Raw genomic sequence first — 17,500 nt, 5'->3', positions numbered from 1 at the left:
GGTTCATTCCTTTAGTGAATTGTCCCATAGTTGAGTTCGTCAGTTCATCCGCCTGTTTTAAAGCATCGTTCGTTGCAGCAAGGACAAGGTCTTGCAGCATTTCGATATCTTCCGGATCTACCACTTCTTCCTTGATATTCACTTCCAATACTTCCTTATGGCCGGATACAATTACAGTCACCATTCCGCCGCCGGCAGTTCCTTCTAAACGTTTTTCACCAAGTTCCTCTTGTGCTTGTGCCATTTGCTTCTGCATCTTTTGCATTTGTTTCATCATACCTTGCATATTTCCCATTCCACGCATAGTAAAAAACCTCCAATTAAAATTTTATTCTCTTATTTCTATTAGATCTTCTCCCACAAGCTTTTTCGCTTCTGCGATCAGCGGGTCTTCTTCCGCTTCCTCGCCTGCAGCAGAATCTGGATCATCACTTCTCTGGTGCTTAATGAAATCTTCTCTCACACTTTGCCACTGATTTTCAGGAATGCCGATCGGCTGATATTCAGTTCCTGTCAACTGTCCCATAATCGAACTTAATGCCTCGGTAAAACCAGAGTTCTCCATTGCCATCTGACAATGGATGTCATACTTGAATTTCAGAACAAAAGAATTTGAGGAAGCTGCAACAGGTTCGGCATCATTGAGCAGTGCTGCTTGAGAGCGCATTTGCCTTTGGTTAAGGACCTCCAGCATTTCACCCCAGCGGCTTTTAATAAGATTGAGATTTTCTTTTGTCGCTGTTTTTAAAACTTCCTGGACCATACCGGTAGGAACCCGGAAACCCTTCCGTGTAGAAGAAGCCCTTTTCTTAGGGGCAGGAGCAGTTTCCTGCTGGACAGGCACTCCCTTGTCCTTGAGCTGCTTCAGTTCATTTTCCAGGTTCTGGACCTTTTGAAGAAGCTGCCCCATTTCCGGGGAAGATACACTTCTTTCCACTTCAATCTGACAAAGCTTCACAATGGATACTTCGATATAGATCCGGGCATGATTGGTGAATTTCATTTCCTGCTGTGCTTCATTAAGTATATCAATAAATTTGTAAATATGCTGAGGTGAGACTCTTTCGGCCAGTTCCTTAAAGTCTTCATCCAGCATGACCCTTTCCAGGGACTCTTCCAAGTTCGGAGCTGTCTGATGAAGCAGCATATCCCTGAAGTACAGGACAAGGTCTTCCGTCAGCCTTGCCGGATCCTTCCCTTGGAACAGCAGTTCTTCCAAAGCTTGAAGGGCATCTGCCACTTGATTTTCAAAGATTGCTTTTGCCAGTCGATTGAGATAAACCTGGGATACTGCTCCGGTTACAGTCAAGGCATCGTCTACTGTGACCCTGTCCTGACTAAAGGAGATCGCCTGATCCAGTAAGCTGAGAGCATCACGCATACCGCCCTCTGCTGCCCTGGCCACTACATGCAGTGCTTTTTCTTCATATTGTACACCTGATTCATCGGCAATATGAGTCATTCTTCCGACAATATCCCTCGCTGTAATCCTTTTGAAGTCAAAGCGTTGACATCTTGATATGATCGTCAGCGGGATTTTATGGGGCTCTGTGGTTGCCAGGATGAAGATGACATGCTTGGGGGGTTCTTCAAGAGTCTTCAACAGTGCGTTGAAGGCCCCGATTGAAAGCATATGGACCTCATCTATGATATAGACCTTATATGAGACCACGTTCGGGGCATATTTCACTTTATCCCTGATATCTCGGATTTCCTCCACTCCATTATTGGAAGCCGCATCAATTTCAATGACATCGGGTATGGAGCCATCCGTTATCCCCAGGCAGGAATCACATTCATTGCAAGGTTCTGCAACCGGCGCTTTCTCACAGTTGACTGCCTTGGCAAGAATTTTGGCTGCACTCGTTTTTCCTGTACCCCTTGGACCAGAAAAAAGGTAGGCATGGGAGATTTTTTGCTGGAGGAGAGCATTTTGCAGTGTTTTTGTTACATGCTGCTGTCCGACTACATCTATGAACTGCTGCGGCCGCCAGACTCTATATAAAGCTTGATAACTCAAAACGTGCTCCTCCTCTTATATGTATTCTTAATGGATTCTAAAACCATCCGTAATTTTCTTTTTAAAACATCTTCGTAGGCCGTGATTTAAACTAGTGTTCTCATCTATCTATTATAACTTATGTAAATTTAGTTGTACAAAGGCTGTTTTCACTTTCATTGATTTTTTATCGAAGTTCACGGAGCATATAAAAAACCCACCCTGAAAGGATGAGTTTTATTATTAATATTAAACTGCCGTGCACCTTCCGTCGACATGCATCCATAAGCGTTACTCAAGCAGTTAGCTCGGCCCAGGCAACCCCGCGGCACATGGGAGAGTCCACTTAATGCTGCTTCCTTCCGGACCTGACATAGTTCATGGATTCCCATTGCGCAGGACCCGGGCGTCAACACCACTTACTTGAGGCAGGCCTTACAGAGTGCAAGCCTCAGGAAGGGATTCAGCCTCGCTGGAGCGGATTGCGAGTACAGGGCACCGCTACCTCCCCGCCTAGCACGGCAAAATTGATACCATATTTGGTTGCGCCGTTGTCCGACGCAAATATTAGTATACTAGCTCTTACGGAAAAAAGCAACGGGTTATCCATTGTCAATTCCTGTATGGTGTTTCAACTCTTCTCTTCTTCGTTTCTTCTCTTCTTTCTTTTCTTTCCGCAGCCGCCGGAAGAAGCTGGTCAGAAGCTCTCCGCATTCTTCTTGCAGCACGCCGGGTACCACATCGCATTGGTGATTGAACCGGTCATCATCCAACAGGTTCATCAATGTGCCGGCACACCCTGCCTTCGGATCCGGTGCACCGTAAACAACTGTTTTGATCCTTGATAAGATGATGGCTCCTGAACACATCGGACATGGTTCCAATGTTACATAAAGCTCTGCATTTTCCAACCTCCACGTTCCCAACTTTTCGCATGCACTCTCAATTGCCAGCAGTTCAGCATGCGTCACAGCATTTTGAGTCGTCTCCCTGAGATTATGGGCTGAAGCGATGACTTCACCATCAAGGACGATCACCGCTCCGATCGGAACCTCTGCTTTCTCCCCAGCCTTACCAGCCTCCTCAATAGCCAGCCTCATAAATTGTTCTTGTTTGGTCTCCACTTTAATAACTCCTTACCGTTAAAAAATCTATGCTATGGATAAAACCTTCCACCTCTCCCAAAACTATAAAAAAGGAGGCACCCGATGGACGCAATAAAAGGCAATTCCGCTCTATTAATTATAGATGTTTTAAATCCTTTCGATTTCGAGCATGGCAGGACACTCGCCGACCATACACAAAGAATTGTAAAGCCGCTCCAGACGTTCCGCAGTGCTTGCCATCAACAGAATATCCCAGTCATTTATATTAATGACCATTATAACCTGTGGCAGGCTGATTTTAAAAAAATATATGACAAATGCCTGAACAATCTCAGCCTCCCTGTCATAGAAGCCTTAAAGCCGGGAGACGAGGATTTCTTCCTGATCAAGCCCAAGCATTCCGCATTTTACGGTACAGCCCTCAACACGCTTCTTCACTCATTGAAAGTGGAGACACTTATTCTTTCCGGTATCGCAGGAAACATTTGTGTCCTGTTCACAGCAAACGATGCCTATATGAGAGAATTCAACTTGATTATCCCAAGGGACTGCATTGCTTCTGTGAGTGAAAACGACAACCGGTTTGCTCTGGAAATGATGAAAAATGTGCTGAAAGCAGAGATTGTGGATTCCACGGGCATTCTCTAATGATTGGTGATACAAGATGAACTGCCTGCATTATGTAACCACCCCATCTAAATAGTTAATGCCCTTCTGCCAAGGAGGCACATCGAGCTGCCAGTGCCAAGCTGATTATCTTATTTCACCGCCCGCTGCGCGGAATCACACTTGGAACAGGACTCATTTTAAAAAATCTTTCATACCCATTCATACTTCCCTCCTTTCACACATACATTTCTTACAGTGAAAAATGTTCAAGGGAGGGCAAGTTATGCAAATCCATGTAGTCCAGCCTAACCAGTCGCTATTCGGAATTGCTCAGACATATAACTCGACTGTTGAAGATATTGTAGAAGCAAATGATCTTCCAAACCCGGATAATCTTGTGGTCGGACAGACATTAGTCATACCGATCGTCGGCTTGTTTTATTTTGTCCAGCCTGGCGACAGCCTGTGGTCGATCAGCAGAAGGTTCGGCATAACCTATCAGGAACTGGCATCGATTAATGGGATCTCTGCGAACCAGCCGCTCCAAGCTGGCTTCCGTTTGTATATCCCCGAGCGCCCAAAAAGAGATGGGGAATTCAATGCTTATGTAGAACCTTATGGTACAACCGTACAGCCAAATTTGGAGGAAAGCGCAAGGGAAGCTGCTCCTTACCTTACCTACCTGGCACCATTCGATTTTGAAGCCAAACGGGATGGCACATTAAAGGAACCTCCGCTTGGCAATTTAGTAGAAATCGGCCGAGCTAATGGCAATGTATTAATGATGGCCATCACCAACCAGGAGGAAGGACAATTCAGTGATGAAGTCGGCAGGATCCTTCTGAATGATACCAACATCCAGAATAAATTTCTGGAGAATGTAGTGGCCACAGCCAAGAAATATGGCTTTCGGGACATCCATTTTGACTTTGAATATCTGCGCCCGCAGGACCGTGAAGCTTATAACCGCTTCCTCCGCAAGGCAAAGAATCGTTTCAATCAAGAAGGATGGCTCCTTTCCACTGCTCTCGCTCCAAAGACGAGTGCAGGGCAGAAAGGAAAATGGTATGAAGCCCACGATTACAAAGCCCATGGGGAGATTGTCGACTTCGTCGTCATCATGACTTATGAATGGGGATACAGCGGGGGGCCGGCTATGGCCGTTTCGCCGATAGGACCGGTACGGGAAGTACTGGAGTACGCAATAAGCGAAATGCCTGCATCCAAAATCATGATGGGCCAGAATCTTTATGGATATGACTGGACACTTCCATTTGAACAGGGAGATGTCGCTAAGGCCGTCAGCCCGCAAAGAGCAATTGAAATTGCCGCTCAAAATAATGTTCCCATTAAATATGATACAGAAGCCCAGGCACCGTTCTTCAATTACCAGGATACAGAAGGAAACCAACATGAGGTATGGTTTGAAGATGCCCGTTCCATCCAGGCAAAGTTTGACTTGATGAAGGAGCTTAATTTGCGTGGGATGAGTTATTGGAAGCTTGGTCTTCCTTTTCCGCAAAACTGGCTATTAATCACAGATAATTTCAATGTCGTTAAACGATAATGGTAAGAAGCCGGCTGCCTGGTATCCAGGCTGCCGGCTTTTTTAATTTCTTCCTTCCCATAAAAATCCCACCCAGTAGACTATATATTGTGTTAAAATAACTCTTGTCGTCATTTGGCGAGTATATGTCGAATATGAATCCTTGATGTCGGAAAAGGGGGACATTGTATGGGGAGCATTCCATTCATAACGGTTGAAGGACCGATTGGAGTAGGAAAAACTTCTTTGGCGAAAGCGATTTCAGCCCATTTTAATTATCATCTCTTAAAAGAGATTGTTGATGAAAATCCATTCCTGGATAAGTTTTATGACAACATCGATGAATGGAGCTTTCAAACTGAAATGTTTTTCTTATGCAACCGTTACAAGCAGCTGGAAGATATTGAAACACATTTCATTTCACAGAACAAACCAGTCGTCGCTGATTATCATATTTTAAAAAATCTCATCTTTGCTGAGAGAACGTTGAAAAATAAACAATTTGATAAATACTTGAACATTTATCAAATACTAACAGAAGATATGCCGGTACCGAATGTTGTCATTTATTTGAATGCCAGCTTGGACACGCTTCTGCAGCGAATTGCCCTAAGAGGCAGGGACTTTGAAAAGAAAATCAGCCCACTTTATTTGGAGCAGCTTTCTATGGACTATGAACGCCATATGCAGCAGTTCGAAAGCAGATACAGCAACATCCCGGTTCTTCGTTTTAATGGGGACGAGATGGATTTTGTGAAAAATAAAGATGATTTGGCCACGATTATAGATATACTAGATCAAACATTGAAAAAAGGAGCCACTTTAACATGAATCTTCGGACTAAATACGGAATCCCGAGCAATTCCGTCATTACGATTGCCGGAACCGTCGGTGTCGGCAAATCGACGATGACCAACGGACTTGCCAGAGCGCTTGGATTCCGCACATCCTTTGAAAAGGTCGATACCAACCCATACTTGGACAAATTCTATGATGATTTCAAAAGTTGGAGCTTCCATCTTCAAGTCTATTTCCTAGCTGAACGCTTTAAAGAACAAAAGAAGATCTTTGAATATGGCGGAGGCTTCATTCAAGATCGCTCCATTTATGAAGACACTGGGATTTTTGCCAAAATGCATTACGAAAAAGGAAACATGTCCGCCGTTGACTATGACACGTACAAAAGTCTTTTCGACGCCATGGTGATGACTCCTTATTTCCCTCATCCTGATCTTCTTATCTATCTGGAAGGTTCCATTGATGATGTGGTCGACCGCATCCGCGAAAGAGGGCGCCCGATGGAGCAGCAGACGCCGGTTGAATACTGGGAAGAGATGCATGTCCGTTATGAAAATTGGATTGATTCCTTTAATGCCTGTCCTGTGCTTCGATTGAACATTAATGATTATGATCTAGTCAATGACCAAAACTCGATTGAGCCGATCATTGAAAGAGTCGGATATTTTATCGAACAGACACGTTTATTGAAATCATAATAGCTGAAAAAAGATGGACAAGCCTCTTGCTTGTCCATCTTTTTGCTTTTGGCCTATTTTTTTGGAACATCAAGTTAGACTGCTCCCAGTTGCCGTGCAATTCCTGCAAGAGGCGATTCTTCCTCTCTTATCCCATTCCAATGGTTTGCAACACCAACAGACACCATCGCTTCTACCTGTTGTATTCACCATGACACAAGAAAAAACCGCTGCACAAGGCAGCGGTTTTCATATCTCCAATATTTATGCGCTATGGTTAAATTAAAATCAATGGCGGAGGAAGAGGGATTCGAACCCCCGCGGGCTTTAACACCCCTGTCGGTTTTCAAGACCGATCCCTTCAGCCGGACTTGGGTATTCCTCCGTATCGACAAGAATTATAATACCATGCGTATGTCCTGTAAGTCAACAGCTTTTAAACATTTTTTAAAAAACTTTATTCTAGGATAATATCGAGCGGGAACATTTTTCTCTCCCCGCTCGCCCAGCCATTATCTTGGTTTGATGACTTCCAATCCACCCATGTATGGTCTGAGCACCTCAGGGATGATGATGCTCCCATCTTCCTGCTGATAGTTTTCAAGGATGGCAGCTACAGTGCGGCCCAGCGCAAGTCCAGAACCATTCAATGTATGAACATGTTCCGGCTTGGCGCCTGGCTCACGGCGGAAGCGGATATTTGCACGGCGTGCCTGGAATGCTTCGAAGTTACTGCAAGAAGAGATTTCGCGATATGTGCCATAGCTTGGGATCCAAACCTCGATATCGTATTTCTTAGCAGCTGTGAATCCAAGGTCAGCGGTACACATAGACAAAACACGGTATGGAAGGTTCAATAACTGAAGGACCTTTTCCGCATGTCCAGTCAGTTTTTCCAGCTCCTCATAAGATTCTTCAGGGCGCACAAAGCGAACAAGCTCCACTTTATTGAACTGGTGCTGGCGGATCAACCCTCGTGTGTCTCGTCCGGCAGACCCCGCTTCAGAACGGAAGCAGGCACTGAATGCGGTATAAGCAATCGGAAGTTCATCGTTCGCCAGGATTTCATCGCGATGATAGTTCGTCACCGGCACTTCTGCGGTCGGAATAAGGAAGTAATCTTCACTTTCGATCAGGAAGGCATCTTCTTCAAATTTAGGCAGCTGGCCGGTCCCTGTCATGCTTTCGCGGTTGACCATATATGGCGGCAGCATTTCTTCATAACCGTGCTCATCCATGTGAAGGTCCATCATGAAGTTGATTAACGCACGTTCAAGTCTTGCACCTAAGCCTTTGTAAAAGACGAAACGGCTTCCTGTCACTTTACTTGCTCTTTCAAAGTCAAGAATCCCAAGTTCTGTTGCCAAGTCCCAGTGAGGCTTAGCCTCAAATCCGAATGAACGGACTTCTCCCCATTTGCGGTCTTCCACGTTATCATCTTCTGTAGCCCCTACCGGCACGCTTTCATGAGGAATATTTGGGATAGAAAGCATCAAGCGGTCAAGATTTCCTTCAACCTCTTTCAATTCTTCATCCAGCTTTTTGATCATGACACCGACTTCACGCATTTCAACGATGAGGTCATCTGCATTTTCTTTGTTTTTTTTCATTTGGGCGATGTTCTGTGATACCTCATTACGCTTGCTCTTCAAGTTCTCCGTTTCAACAAGCAGTCCCCTTCTTTTAACATCCAGTTCTTCAAACTTCTCAAAGTCGCTTAAGTCTTCGCCACGGTCCTGGAGACGGTTCTTCACTTCTTCAAAGTTGGCTCTCAAATATTTGATATCAAGCATTGTCATTTCCTCCTTTTAAATCTCTCGGATCGTTACTGGCTATAGAAACACAAAAAAACCCCCATCCCATATAAGGGACGGAGGTTCCGCGTTGCCACCCTGATTGAAAATAGCACAAGACTACTTTCCTCTTAAGTAATATAACGGTTCTCACCGAAAGCACCTACTTACAGTCCTGAGTTCAGTACTTTACTCAAGGATGGATTCATGGGATACTTCCATCGGTTCACACCAGCCACCGACTCTCTGAAGAAAGCAGTCCGCATTACTATTTCCTCTCAACGATTTCGAGCGATTAAGTTTGTATTATAAGTTACTACAATTGTTTCCACATTGCAATAGGTTTATGCCATTTGTTTGTTCTTTGCTTCTTCAACCATCTTGATGAAGTACCCTGTAAGACGGTTATCGGACGTCAATTCCGGATGGAAAGAACAGCCCAGGAATTGTCCTTCACGGGCAAGGACGATACGGCCGTCATGCTTTGCGAGAATTTCGACATTTTCCCCTGCCTCCACAATATGAGGAGCGCGGATGAATACAGCATTGTATCCTTCCCCTACATGGGCAATATCCAAATCCACTTCAAAGCTCTCACGCTGGCGTCCAAAGGAATTCCTCTCCACTGTAACATCCATTACACCAAGATGGGGTTCCCCATATCCAACGATTTGTTTAGCTAAAAGAATCAGACCGGCACACGTGCCGAATACAGGTTTCCCCTGTGCAATAAATTCCTTCATCGGTTCCATGAAACCATAAAGATCAATCAAACGGCGCATGGTTGTGCTTTCACCGCCAGGGAAGATCAGTCCGTCTATTCCTTCAAGCTGAGTCGCTTTCTTTACAACTACTGCTTCAGCACCATTCGCCTGAATGGCACGGACATGTTCTCTGACAGCCCCCTGAAGGCCTAATACTCCGATGGTAACCATTCTTACCAGCCGCGTTCTTGCATGCGGGTTTCAGGAGTAAGAGAAGAGATCTCAATTCCTTTCATCGCGATGCCGAGGTTTTTAGAAAGCTTTGCAATGAGTTCGTAGTCTTCATAATGTGTAGTCGCTTCAACAATGGCTCTAGCGAAACGTTCCGGATTATCTGATTTGAAGATTCCTGATCCAACGAATACTCCGTCCGCGCCAAGCTGCATCATAAGAGCCGCATCAGCAGGTGTCGCTACACCGCCGGCAGCAAAGTTAACAACCGGTAAACGGCCGTTTTCTTTGATTTCTAAAAGAAGTTCATACGGAGCACCAAGCAGTTTCGCTTCTGTCATGATTTCATCCGTGTTCATGTTCACAAGTTTGCGTACTTGAGCACTTACCTGTCTCATGTGGCGGACAGCTTCAACGATGTTGCCTGTACCAGGCTCACCTTTTGTACGAAGCATGGAAGCTCCTTCACCGATACGGCGTGCTGCTTCCCCTAAATCACGGCAGCCGCAAACGAATGGCACTGTATAATCTCTTTTGTTCAGGTGATATTCTTCATCTGCAGGAGTCAATACTTCACTCTCATCAATATAGTCCACACCCATTGCTTCTAAAATACGAGCTTCTACGATATGGCCGATACGAGCTTTTGCCATAACAGGGATTGAAACAGCTCCCATTACCTCTTCCACAATACGAGGGTCTGCCATTCTTGCTACACCGCCGGCAGCACGGATGTCTGCTGGAACACGCTCAAGTGCCATAACTGCAACAGCACCTGCTGCTTCCGCGATCTTCGCTTGCTCAGCATTTACAACGTCCATGATGACGCCGCCTTTTTGCATTTCAGCCATTCCACGTTTTACTACGTCTGTACCCGTCTTCATTTCTATATGTCCCCCTTCATATTCCTATCTATATTTTCAACCAAAAAACAGTATTATTGTAAGGAAAAATCAACTAACTCAACCAGGAATATATTTTTCCCCCATGCTAAATAAACAACAAAAACCACCTTATGTCAAGACAAGTGGTGGTTTTTGAATACAAACGTGTGAAATTATTCTTTCTAATTATTAGAACCAGCCTTTTACGGTTGACGTAACACTGCCCCAGATATCTGCAAAGAATCCGCCGACAGCTCTCATGGATAATACGAACCAGTTCGCTTTCTCCACCGCATCTGCTGCTACAACAGATACTTGCCCATTTGCAGAAGCCTTATCTGTGATGTAGCCAAGTTCGTCGCCACCTTCAATTGTCAGGTAGCCGACTTTTTCATCCGCTTTGATAGGGGCTGTAAGCTGTTGATCTTCATTTAATTTTTTCTTATCCAAAACCAGTTTTGGTTTGAATTCTTTTTCGCCATTTTTTACGACCATTTTCAGTGCTTCACTCGTATGGATCGCTACTTCTTTTTCTTTCCCTTTGTTAACCGGAAGGACTTTCGTGCCTTTCACCTTATAGTTCGCAGGGAAAATTTCTTCTGTTGTAAAATTGCTGAACGCGTAGTTCATCATATTGGCAGTCTGGGCAAAGCGGGCATGATATGGATTTTCTCCTTCATTCGGATGAGCATCCATAACAACCGTTATAAATCGGGTACCGTCTCTTTCAGCCGTCCCTGTAAAACAGTAACCTGCTAAATCAGTCGTCCCTGTTTTCAAACCATCCATGCCTTCATATTCATAAACCAATCCTGGAAGCATCCAGTTCCAGTTTTCCATTTGCACTTCATCGTCAGTGCCTTCATCAAATTTCATCTTTGGAACACTTGATGTTTCCAGTACTTCTGGGTGCTCATTCAGCAAATGGTAAGCCAATTTTGCTGTATCTTTGGCAGACATCACATTTTCTTCCTCGGCACCAGTGCCTTCAGGGCGCAAGTCTCCAAGATCAGCATTATTCAAACCAGTTGCATTCACAAATTTATAAGATTCCAGGCCGAGTTCTCCAGCCTTATCATTCATCATTTTAATAAAGTTCGATTCAGAACCTGCAACGATATTGGCTATTGCCATTGTTGCAGCATTCGCAGAGTAAATGGCCATTGCCTGATATAATTCTTTTACTGTATATTGAGCTTCAGCTCTCAGTGGAACATTACTAAGTCCAGTTTTATGAGATAGATTTGAAAGCGGTACAGGAATGGTATACTCCTGTTCCCAATCGACTTTTCCTTCTTTGACTGCTTCCAACAGCAAGTACTCTGTCATCATTTTTGTCATGCTTGCAATTCCCAGGGCCGTTTCAGAATTTTTCTCGTAGATGATTTTGCCTGTATCGGCTTCCACGATAATTGCTGCTTCCGCATTAACATTCAGCGCATCTTCAGCATTTGCAGAAATTGCCGGCTGGAAAACTCCTGCTGCTAATACTATGACCAAAAAAGAGACGACCGATTTTTGAAACCATTTTTTCACTTTGTAGCCCTCCATCAATTTATGTAAACACTTTTGTTATTTTATCATATTAGCCCTATTTATAATAGATAGAGTATTTTCCTAGTTTAGGTAATAAAAAAAGGACTACAGTGAAGAAAGTCCTGACTATAAAGCGGAGAGGCCCCACTCAGCGGCGTACGGACTGGAAGGCTTCCGCATGATATAGGAAACACAACGAACACCGTGAGTTGATGTTGACTAATCGCAAGGAGGAAGACTGAAGTCCGATAGCCGTTGGGGCCTTGGAGCTGGATTGGTTAAAAAGCGGAAGCGCCTTGTTCAGCCCCGACAGGCATAAGACGAGCCGGCGGGAAGGCTGCCCTTTGCCTTCTTGACGGATTGGCTTATGACACCGAGGGGCTAGGTGCTAGATTAAATATAAAACGGAAGCGGGCTGTTCAGTATATTATACTGATCATCCGCTTCCGTGAAATAGTCTATTTTTTATAATGAGTAATTCGGTGCTTCCTTTGTGATTTGAACATCATGCGGATGGCTCTCACGAAGGCCGGCACCTGTCATTCTGATGAACTGAGCTTCTTCTCTTAAGGCTTGAAGGTCCTTCGCTCCGCAATAGCCCATTCCTGAACGCAGTCCTCCGATTAACTGATAGAGTGTATCAGCAAGAGGTCCCTTATATGGAAGTCTGCCTTCAATTCCTTCAGGAACGAATTTTTTATTTTCTTCCTGGAAGTAACGGTCTTTAGAGCCTTTTTCCATTGAACTAACAGAACCCATACCTCGGTAGACTTTAAAGCGGCGTCCTTGGAAGATCTCAGTTTCCCCCGGACTTTCGGTGGTTCCGGCCAAAAGGCTGCCCAGCATAACTGCATGTCCTCCTGAAGCCAATGCCTTTGCGATATCTCCAGAATATTTGATTCCCCCATCAGCAATGATTGCTTTTCCATGCTTTCTTGCTTCTGTCGCACAATCATAAATAGCCGTAATTTGCGGAACACCGACACCTGCCACTACACGTGTCGTACAGATAGAGCCAGGTCCGATTCCAACTTTAACAACATCAGCACCAGCTTCAAATAATGCGCGTGTAGCTTCTGCCGTAGCAACATTTCCCGCAATGATATTCAACTCTGGGTATTGTTCCCGAATCTCCTGTACCACTCTTAGCACCCCTGCTGAATGCCCATGAGCTGTATCAATGACGATGGCATCTACTTGTGACTTCACAAGGTGTTCAACCCTTTTCATTGTATCTCCGGAAACACCGACTGCAGCTCCTGCAAGCAAACGGCCAAATTTATCTTTGGCAGAATTGGGGAATTCAATCACCTTTTCAATATCCTTAATAGTGATAAGACCTTTCAAGACACCATTTTCATCAATTAATGGCAGCTTTTCAATCTTATACTGCTGAAGGATTTTTTCTGCTTCGTCAAGTGTAGTACCTACAGGTGCTGTTACCAAATTCTCTTTTGTCATGACATCTGAGATTTGGATCGAGTAATCCTGGATGAAGCGCAAGTCCCTGTTGGTTAGGATTCCAACAAGCTTTTGTTCTTCAAAATTATTCACGATTGGAACACCTGAAATACGGTACTTGCCCATCAGATGTTCAGCATCAAATACCTGATGCTCTGGAGATAAGAAAAATGGATCGGAAATGACTCCGCTTTCTGAACGTTTTACTTTATCCACTTGTTCAGCTTGCTGCTCAATACTCATGTTCTTATGAATGATACCTAACCCGCCCTGCCTTGCCATGGCAATTGCCATTTCGGCTTCAGTGACTGTGTCCATACCCGCACTGATTACAGGAACATTCAAATTCAGAGTATTCGTCAAACTAACTTTTATGCTTACATCCTTAGGCAAAACTTCTGATTTCGCAGGAAGCAGCAATACATCATCGAACGTTAAACCCTCTTTAGCAAATTTCGTTTCCCACATCTTTCTTGTCCCCCTTTTCCAAAAATATTATTAGTAGGTTATCAATTGGATAAAATACTGTCAAGGTGATATCTATTAGTTAGATTATTCGGATAACTTGGAGGTTATAAAATGATGTCCACCTCTTCTGTCTGGGAATCATTAAGCTGTTTTCATTCTGCCGAAACGGCCCAAAATTATTTAAGAAAATGCTACCAAAAAACAGATCTTAAAGAAGCCGATGTACAAAGCTATAACAACTGCTACCCATTCATCTATTATTTAGAACAAGGTGAACTGTATTTCAAACAGGCTCTGCTAACACCACTATCCATTCAGCCCATCCTGTTGTTTTATGGATATATACATTTAATCAAAGCCTGCGTTCTAACCATTGATCCCTTTTACCCGCAGAATACATCTGTACTCGCTCATGGGGTGACAAGCCGAAAGCGGAAAAAACAGCAATACAGTTTCCTGAAAGATGAAATTAAGATCCAAAAAAATGGACTTCTTTCCCACTTTGCCCAAGAAATGTTTCACGTGAAACATCTGGAAGCAGAAAAGTTTCAAATGGGGGACCTCTTGTCTCAGATACCCGAAATGGATGATACTTTCCAATTGGTACTCTCAAAACGAACACAATTTCCCATTTATCAACAAGACCGGTTCCTGTCTGTCCCAAATGAAATTCTGGACCATTACCATATGTCGAAAGAACGCTTGGCACAATTTTTAAAAGAAAAGACGGCAAATAAAATTGATATACAAGATGGACGCCTGCACCTACTAGCACCTGATCCAATTGAACTGCCACCGATACGCCTGAATACCCGCAATAATCAATACTCGATCTCAGTCGATCGGTCAGAAGCCTACACCCTGCCGGAGCCCATTATCCATTACCTGCTGCTTTATAACCTTAGCATGATTGCCAGGTATGAAACAGAATGGTGGAGTGAGCTTCTAAAATCCAATTCTTCCGATGACTACCCGATCATCAAGAACTTTCTGTGTCTATCTCTTGAGAAGCCGCCGATTTTAGTAAAGAACTATCTTTTTACTAAGATGCAGGGGAAAAGACAGTAATCGTACAATATCAAAAAGCGTGAATTCATACCCGAATTCACGCTTTATACTTAAAGGACTTTATCCAAATCTTCTTTTATCTTGGCGGGAGAAGTTTGCGGAGCATAGCGTTTTACAACATTCCCTTCCTTATCTACAAGGAACTTTGTAAAGTTCCACTTTACTTCAGATGTCATCAAGCCTTTTTTTTCTTTAATCAAAAATTTAAATAACGGATGCGCTCCAGATCCCTTCACATCTACTTTAGAAAACATAGGAAAACTGACACCATAATTGACCTTACAAAATTCCATGATCTCATCATCATTGCCAAATTCCTGGTTCATGAATTGATCAGAGGGAAAGCCAAGAACAGTTACCCCTCTCTCCTTATATTCCTCATAAAGAGACTGCAGTTCATCAAATTGAGGAGTAAAACCGCACTTGCTAGCAGTATTGACAATAATCATTGCCTTGCCTTTATATTCGCTTAAAGACACTTCTTCACCATTTGGTTTCAACGCACTAAACTCGTAAATCGAAGACATCTTCATCTCTCCTTTACTCTATATATCCTTAGATTAAGGTATAGATGATGGATTATCAAATTTGAATGTCCCGGATAACAGTGATTAGGTATGCTCTAGAGATATGCAGTGAGTTTCTTCAATTATGCGTGAAGCTCCCTTCTCAATAGCCTAAAAGGATTCCATTGTCTCTAGAATAAGTTGGTATGTTTGTCCAATCCTTCTCCTGCCTCTAAGAGCAGCCTGGGGAGTTTTTGCTCTCTTCGTCTTCGTCCGCTTCGCTCGTTCACATCCTCATGGGCAGAGCCCACTCCGGTGTTCTCTCCCTCGCGTCCTTGACCTTCTTGCTCCTCTCCGCCCGAGCAGTGCTCTTGATTAAAGGCCGGAACTACACACTCTTGGTTTATCCTCCTTTTTCTCCATAAGAAAAGAGCACCCTTCGGGTACTCTTTTGAATGCCTGGCGACGTCCTACTCTCACAGGGGGATCCCCAACTACCATCGGCGCTGAAGGCTCGGACGGCGATGAGCGGCGAATCTCTTCGTCCGCTTCGCTCGTTCACATCCTCATGGGCAGAGCCCACTCCGGTGTTCTCTCCCTCTCGTCCTCGACCTTCTTGCTCCTCTCCGCCCGAGCAGTGCTCTTGAATCAAAGGTCAGAACTAAACACTCTTGGCTTATTCTCCTTTTTCTCCATAAAAAAGAGCACCCCTTCGGGTACTCTTTTGATTGCCTGGCGACGTCCTACTCTCACAGGGGGAGATCCCCCAACTACCATCGGCGCTGAAGAGCTTAACTTCCGTGTTCGGCATGGGAACGGGTGTGACCTCTTCGCCTTAGTCACCAGACTGTATGAAGTTGACAGAACATCGTTCTCTCAAAACTAGATAAAGGTCATGAAGAATCTGAAAGGGTTCCGAGTTTCGCTATTTTGCAATCCAGCTCCGGCGGCTATTAAAAGCCGCCTGCGCTTTTTAACGTGGTTAAGTCCTCGATCGATTAGTATCTGTCAGCTGCACGTGTCGCCACGCTTCCACCTCAGACCTATCTACCTGATCATCTTTCAGGGATCTTACTCACATAAAGTGATGGGAAATCTCATCTCGAGGGGGGCTTCATGCTTAGATGCTTTCAGCACTTATCCCTTCCGCACATAGCTACCCAGCGATGCCTTTGGCAAGACAACTGGTACACCAGCGGTGCGTCCATCCCGGTCCTCTCGTACTAAGGACAGCTCCTCTCAAATTTCCTGCGCCCACGACGGATAGGGACCGAACTGTCTCACGACGTTCTGAACCCAGCTCGCGTACCGCTTTAATGGGCGAACAGCCCAACCCTTGGGACCGACTACAGCCCCAGGATGCGATGAGCCGACATCGAGGTGCCAAACCTCCCCGTCGATGTGGACTCTTGGGGGAGATAAGCCTGTTATCCCCGGGGTAGCTTTTATCCGTTGAGCGATGGCCCTTCCATGCGGAACCACCGGATCACTAAGCCCGACTTTCGTCCCTGCTCGACTTGTAGGTCTCGCAGTCAAGCTCCCTTGTGCCTTTACACTCTGCGAATGATTTCCAACCATTCTGAGGGAACCTTTGGGCGCCTCCGTTACTCTTTAGGAGGCGACCGCCCCAGTCAAACTGCCCACCTGACACTGTCTCCCACCCCGATCAGGGGCGCGGGTTAGAAGTTCAACACAGCCAGGGTAGTATCCCACCAGCGCCTCCACCGAAGCTGGCGCTCCGGTTTCCAAGGCTCCTACCTATCCTGTACAAGCTGTGCCAAAATTCAATATCAGGCTACAGTAAAGCTCCACGGGGTCTTTCCGTCCTGTCGCGGGTAACCTGCATCTTCACAGGTACTATAATTTCACCGAGTCTCTCGTTGAGACAGTGCCCAGATCGTTGCGCCTTTCGTGCGGGTCGGAACTTACCCGACAAGGAATTTCGCTACCTTAGGACCGTTATAGTTACGGCCGCCGTTTACTGGGGCTTCGGTTCGCACCTTCGCTTGCGCTAAGCACTCCCCTTAACCTTCCAGCACCGGGCAGGCGTCAGCCCCTATACTTCGCCTTACGGCTTCGCAGAGACCTGTGTTTTTGCTAAACAGTCGCCTGGG

Annotated in this window: 14 protein-coding genes, 1 tRNA gene, 2 rRNA genes, 1 other RNA gene and 1 other annotated feature (2 of these 19 running past the window's edge); of the genes, 5 read left to right on the top strand and 13 right to left on the bottom strand. The window is 45.0% G+C overall.

Annotated features, from left to right (window positions below):
• From AC4E8A_RS00145 to tadA, 4 genes are all read right to left on the bottom strand, one after another.
• On the bottom strand, positions 1–304 hold the 5' portion of the coding sequence (locus tag AC4E8A_RS00145) for a YbaB/EbfC family nucleoid-associated protein (protein ID WP_148948854.1). The gene continues 17 nt to the left of window position 1, outside the view; the window shows 304 of its 321 coding nt (coding positions 1–304); the start codon lies at positions 302–304; the stop codon falls past the left edge of the window.
• A gap of 24 nt (positions 305–328) precedes the next feature.
• Entirely contained in the window at positions 329–2,020 is a 1,692-nt protein-coding gene (gene dnaX / locus AC4E8A_RS00140; protein WP_490196210.1) for a DNA polymerase III subunit gamma/tau, read from the bottom strand.
• A 236-nt stretch (positions 2,021–2,256) separates the two neighbouring features.
• Positions 2,257–2,521: signal recognition particle sRNA large type (gene ffs / locus AC4E8A_RS00135), an RNA gene on the bottom strand.
• Positions 2,522–2,601: 80 nt separating this feature from the next.
• A complete protein-coding gene (tadA, locus tag AC4E8A_RS00130; protein ID WP_490196209.1) occupies positions 2,602–3,123 on the bottom strand; it encodes a tRNA adenosine(34) deaminase TadA in 522 nt (173 codons plus the stop codon).
• An 84-nt stretch (positions 3,124–3,207) separates the two neighbouring features.
• Between tadA and AC4E8A_RS00125 the strand changes: the two genes are divergently transcribed.
• From AC4E8A_RS00125 to AC4E8A_RS00110, 4 genes are all read left to right on the top strand, one after another.
• Positions 3,208–3,753 (top strand): cysteine hydrolase family protein, encoded by a 546-nt coding sequence (locus AC4E8A_RS00125; protein ID WP_490196208.1) that lies wholly within the window; start codon positions 3,208–3,210, stop codon positions 3,751–3,753.
• Between the two features lie 244 nt (positions 3,754–3,997).
• On the top strand, positions 3,998–5,281 hold the full coding sequence (locus AC4E8A_RS00120; RefSeq protein WP_490196207.1) for a glycoside hydrolase family 18 protein: 1,284 nt from the start codon (positions 3,998–4,000) through the stop codon (positions 5,279–5,281).
• 168 nt (positions 5,282–5,449) lie between these two features.
• Positions 5,450–6,091 carry a deoxynucleoside kinase gene (locus tag AC4E8A_RS00115; RefSeq protein ID WP_490196206.1) on the top strand — a complete coding sequence of 214 codons (642 nt, stop codon included), beginning with the start codon at positions 5,450–5,452 and terminating at the stop codon, positions 6,089–6,091.
• Positions 6,088–6,756, top strand: a complete 669-nt coding sequence (locus AC4E8A_RS00110; RefSeq protein WP_490196205.1) for a deoxynucleoside kinase — start codon at positions 6,088–6,090, stop codon at positions 6,754–6,756. The genes AC4E8A_RS00115 and AC4E8A_RS00110 overlap by 4 nt, the downstream gene beginning before the upstream one ends.
• 271 nt (positions 6,757–7,027) lie before the next feature.
• On the opposite strand, the gene AC4E8A_RS00105 is transcribed toward AC4E8A_RS00110, so the two are convergent.
• From AC4E8A_RS00105 to guaB, 6 genes are all read right to left on the bottom strand, one after another.
• Positions 7,028–7,120 (bottom strand) — tRNA-Ser (locus AC4E8A_RS00105).
• Positions 7,121–7,247: 127 nt separating this feature from the next.
• Entirely contained in the window at positions 7,248–8,528 is a 1,281-nt protein-coding gene (serS, locus tag AC4E8A_RS00100) for a serine--tRNA ligase (RefSeq protein ID WP_490196204.1), read from the bottom strand.
• A 70-nt stretch (positions 8,529–8,598) separates the two neighbouring features.
• Positions 8,599–8,819 (bottom strand) — a binding site (T-box leader).
• A gap of 53 nt (positions 8,820–8,872) precedes the next feature.
• A complete protein-coding gene (gene pdxT, locus AC4E8A_RS00095; RefSeq protein WP_490196203.1) occupies positions 8,873–9,463 on the bottom strand; it encodes a pyridoxal 5'-phosphate synthase glutaminase subunit PdxT in 591 nt (196 codons plus the stop codon).
• 2 nt (positions 9,464–9,465) lie between these two features.
• Positions 9,466–10,347 carry a pyridoxal 5'-phosphate synthase lyase subunit PdxS gene (pdxS, locus tag AC4E8A_RS00090; RefSeq protein ID WP_490196202.1) on the bottom strand — a complete coding sequence of 294 codons (882 nt, stop codon included), beginning with the start codon at positions 10,345–10,347 and terminating at the stop codon, positions 9,466–9,468.
• Between the two features lie 189 nt (positions 10,348–10,536).
• Positions 10,537–11,898: a D-alanyl-D-alanine carboxypeptidase family protein gene (locus AC4E8A_RS00085; protein ID WP_490198726.1), complete on the bottom strand. Its 1,362-nt coding sequence runs from the start codon at positions 11,896–11,898 to the stop codon at positions 10,537–10,539.
• A gap of 450 nt (positions 11,899–12,348) precedes the next feature.
• Positions 12,349–13,812: an IMP dehydrogenase gene (guaB, locus tag AC4E8A_RS00080; RefSeq protein ID WP_490196201.1), complete on the bottom strand. Its 1,464-nt coding sequence runs from the start codon at positions 13,810–13,812 to the stop codon at positions 12,349–12,351.
• 111 nt (positions 13,813–13,923) lie between these two features.
• Between guaB and AC4E8A_RS00075 the strand changes: the two genes are divergently transcribed.
• Positions 13,924–14,880, top strand: a complete 957-nt coding sequence (locus AC4E8A_RS00075) for a YaaC family protein (protein ID WP_490196200.1) — start codon at positions 13,924–13,926, stop codon at positions 14,878–14,880.
• 50 nt (positions 14,881–14,930) lie between these two features.
• On the opposite strand, the gene AC4E8A_RS00070 is transcribed toward AC4E8A_RS00075, so the two are convergent.
• The 3 genes from AC4E8A_RS00070 to AC4E8A_RS00060 all read right to left on the bottom strand — a co-directional run.
• Complete coding sequence (locus AC4E8A_RS00070) at positions 14,931–15,407, bottom strand: glutathione peroxidase (RefSeq protein WP_490196199.1); 477 nt, start codon at positions 15,405–15,407, stop codon at positions 14,931–14,933.
• Between the two features lie 709 nt (positions 15,408–16,116).
• Positions 16,117–16,233: ribosomal RNA gene (gene rrf / locus AC4E8A_RS00065) — 5S ribosomal RNA — on the bottom strand.
• A 131-nt stretch (positions 16,234–16,364) separates the two neighbouring features.
• Positions 16,365–17,500 (bottom strand): 23S ribosomal RNA (locus tag AC4E8A_RS00060); it runs 1,800 nt beyond the window's last position.

The organism is Bacillus sp. SRL337 (assembly GCF_984799155.1).
Note: the sequence above shows the minus strand (reverse complement) of the source record. Positions and strands in the feature narration are given on the sequence as shown.

Bases quoted from the DNA above. Each gene is read 5' to 3' on its own strand.
- AC4E8A_RS00125 (WP_490196208.1), top strand. From the start codon at position 3,208: ATGGACGCAATAAAAGGCAATTCCGCTCTATTAATTATAGATGTTTTA.
- AC4E8A_RS00120 (WP_490196207.1), top strand. From the start codon at position 3,998: ATGCAAATCCATGTAGTCCAGCCTAACCAGTCGCTATTCGGAATTGCT.
- AC4E8A_RS00115 (WP_490196206.1), top strand. From the start codon at position 5,450: ATGGGGAGCATTCCATTCATAACGGTTGAAGGACCGATTGGAGTAGGA.
- AC4E8A_RS00110 (WP_490196205.1), top strand. From the start codon at position 6,088: ATGAATCTTCGGACTAAATACGGAATCCCGAGCAATTCCGTCATTACG.
- serS (WP_490196204.1), bottom strand. From the start codon at position 8,528: ATGCTTGATATCAAATATTTGAGAGCCAACTTTGAAGAAGTGAAGAAC.
- pdxT (WP_490196203.1), bottom strand. From the start codon at position 9,463: ATGGTTACCATCGGAGTATTAGGCCTTCAGGGGGCTGTCAGAGAACAT.
- pdxS (WP_490196202.1), bottom strand. From the start codon at position 10,347: ATGAAGACGGGTACAGACGTAGTAAAACGTGGAATGGCTGAAATGCAA.
- AC4E8A_RS00085 (WP_490198726.1), bottom strand. From the start codon at position 11,898: ATGGAGGGCTACAAAGTGAAAAAATGGTTTCAAAAATCGGTCGTCTCT.
- guaB (WP_490196201.1), bottom strand. From the start codon at position 13,812: ATGTGGGAAACGAAATTTGCTAAAGAGGGTTTAACGTTCGATGATGTA.
- AC4E8A_RS00075 (WP_490196200.1), top strand. From the start codon at position 13,924: ATGATGTCCACCTCTTCTGTCTGGGAATCATTAAGCTGTTTTCATTCT.
- AC4E8A_RS00070 (WP_490196199.1), bottom strand. From the start codon at position 15,407: ATGTCTTCGATTTACGAGTTTAGTGCGTTGAAACCAAATGGTGAAGAA.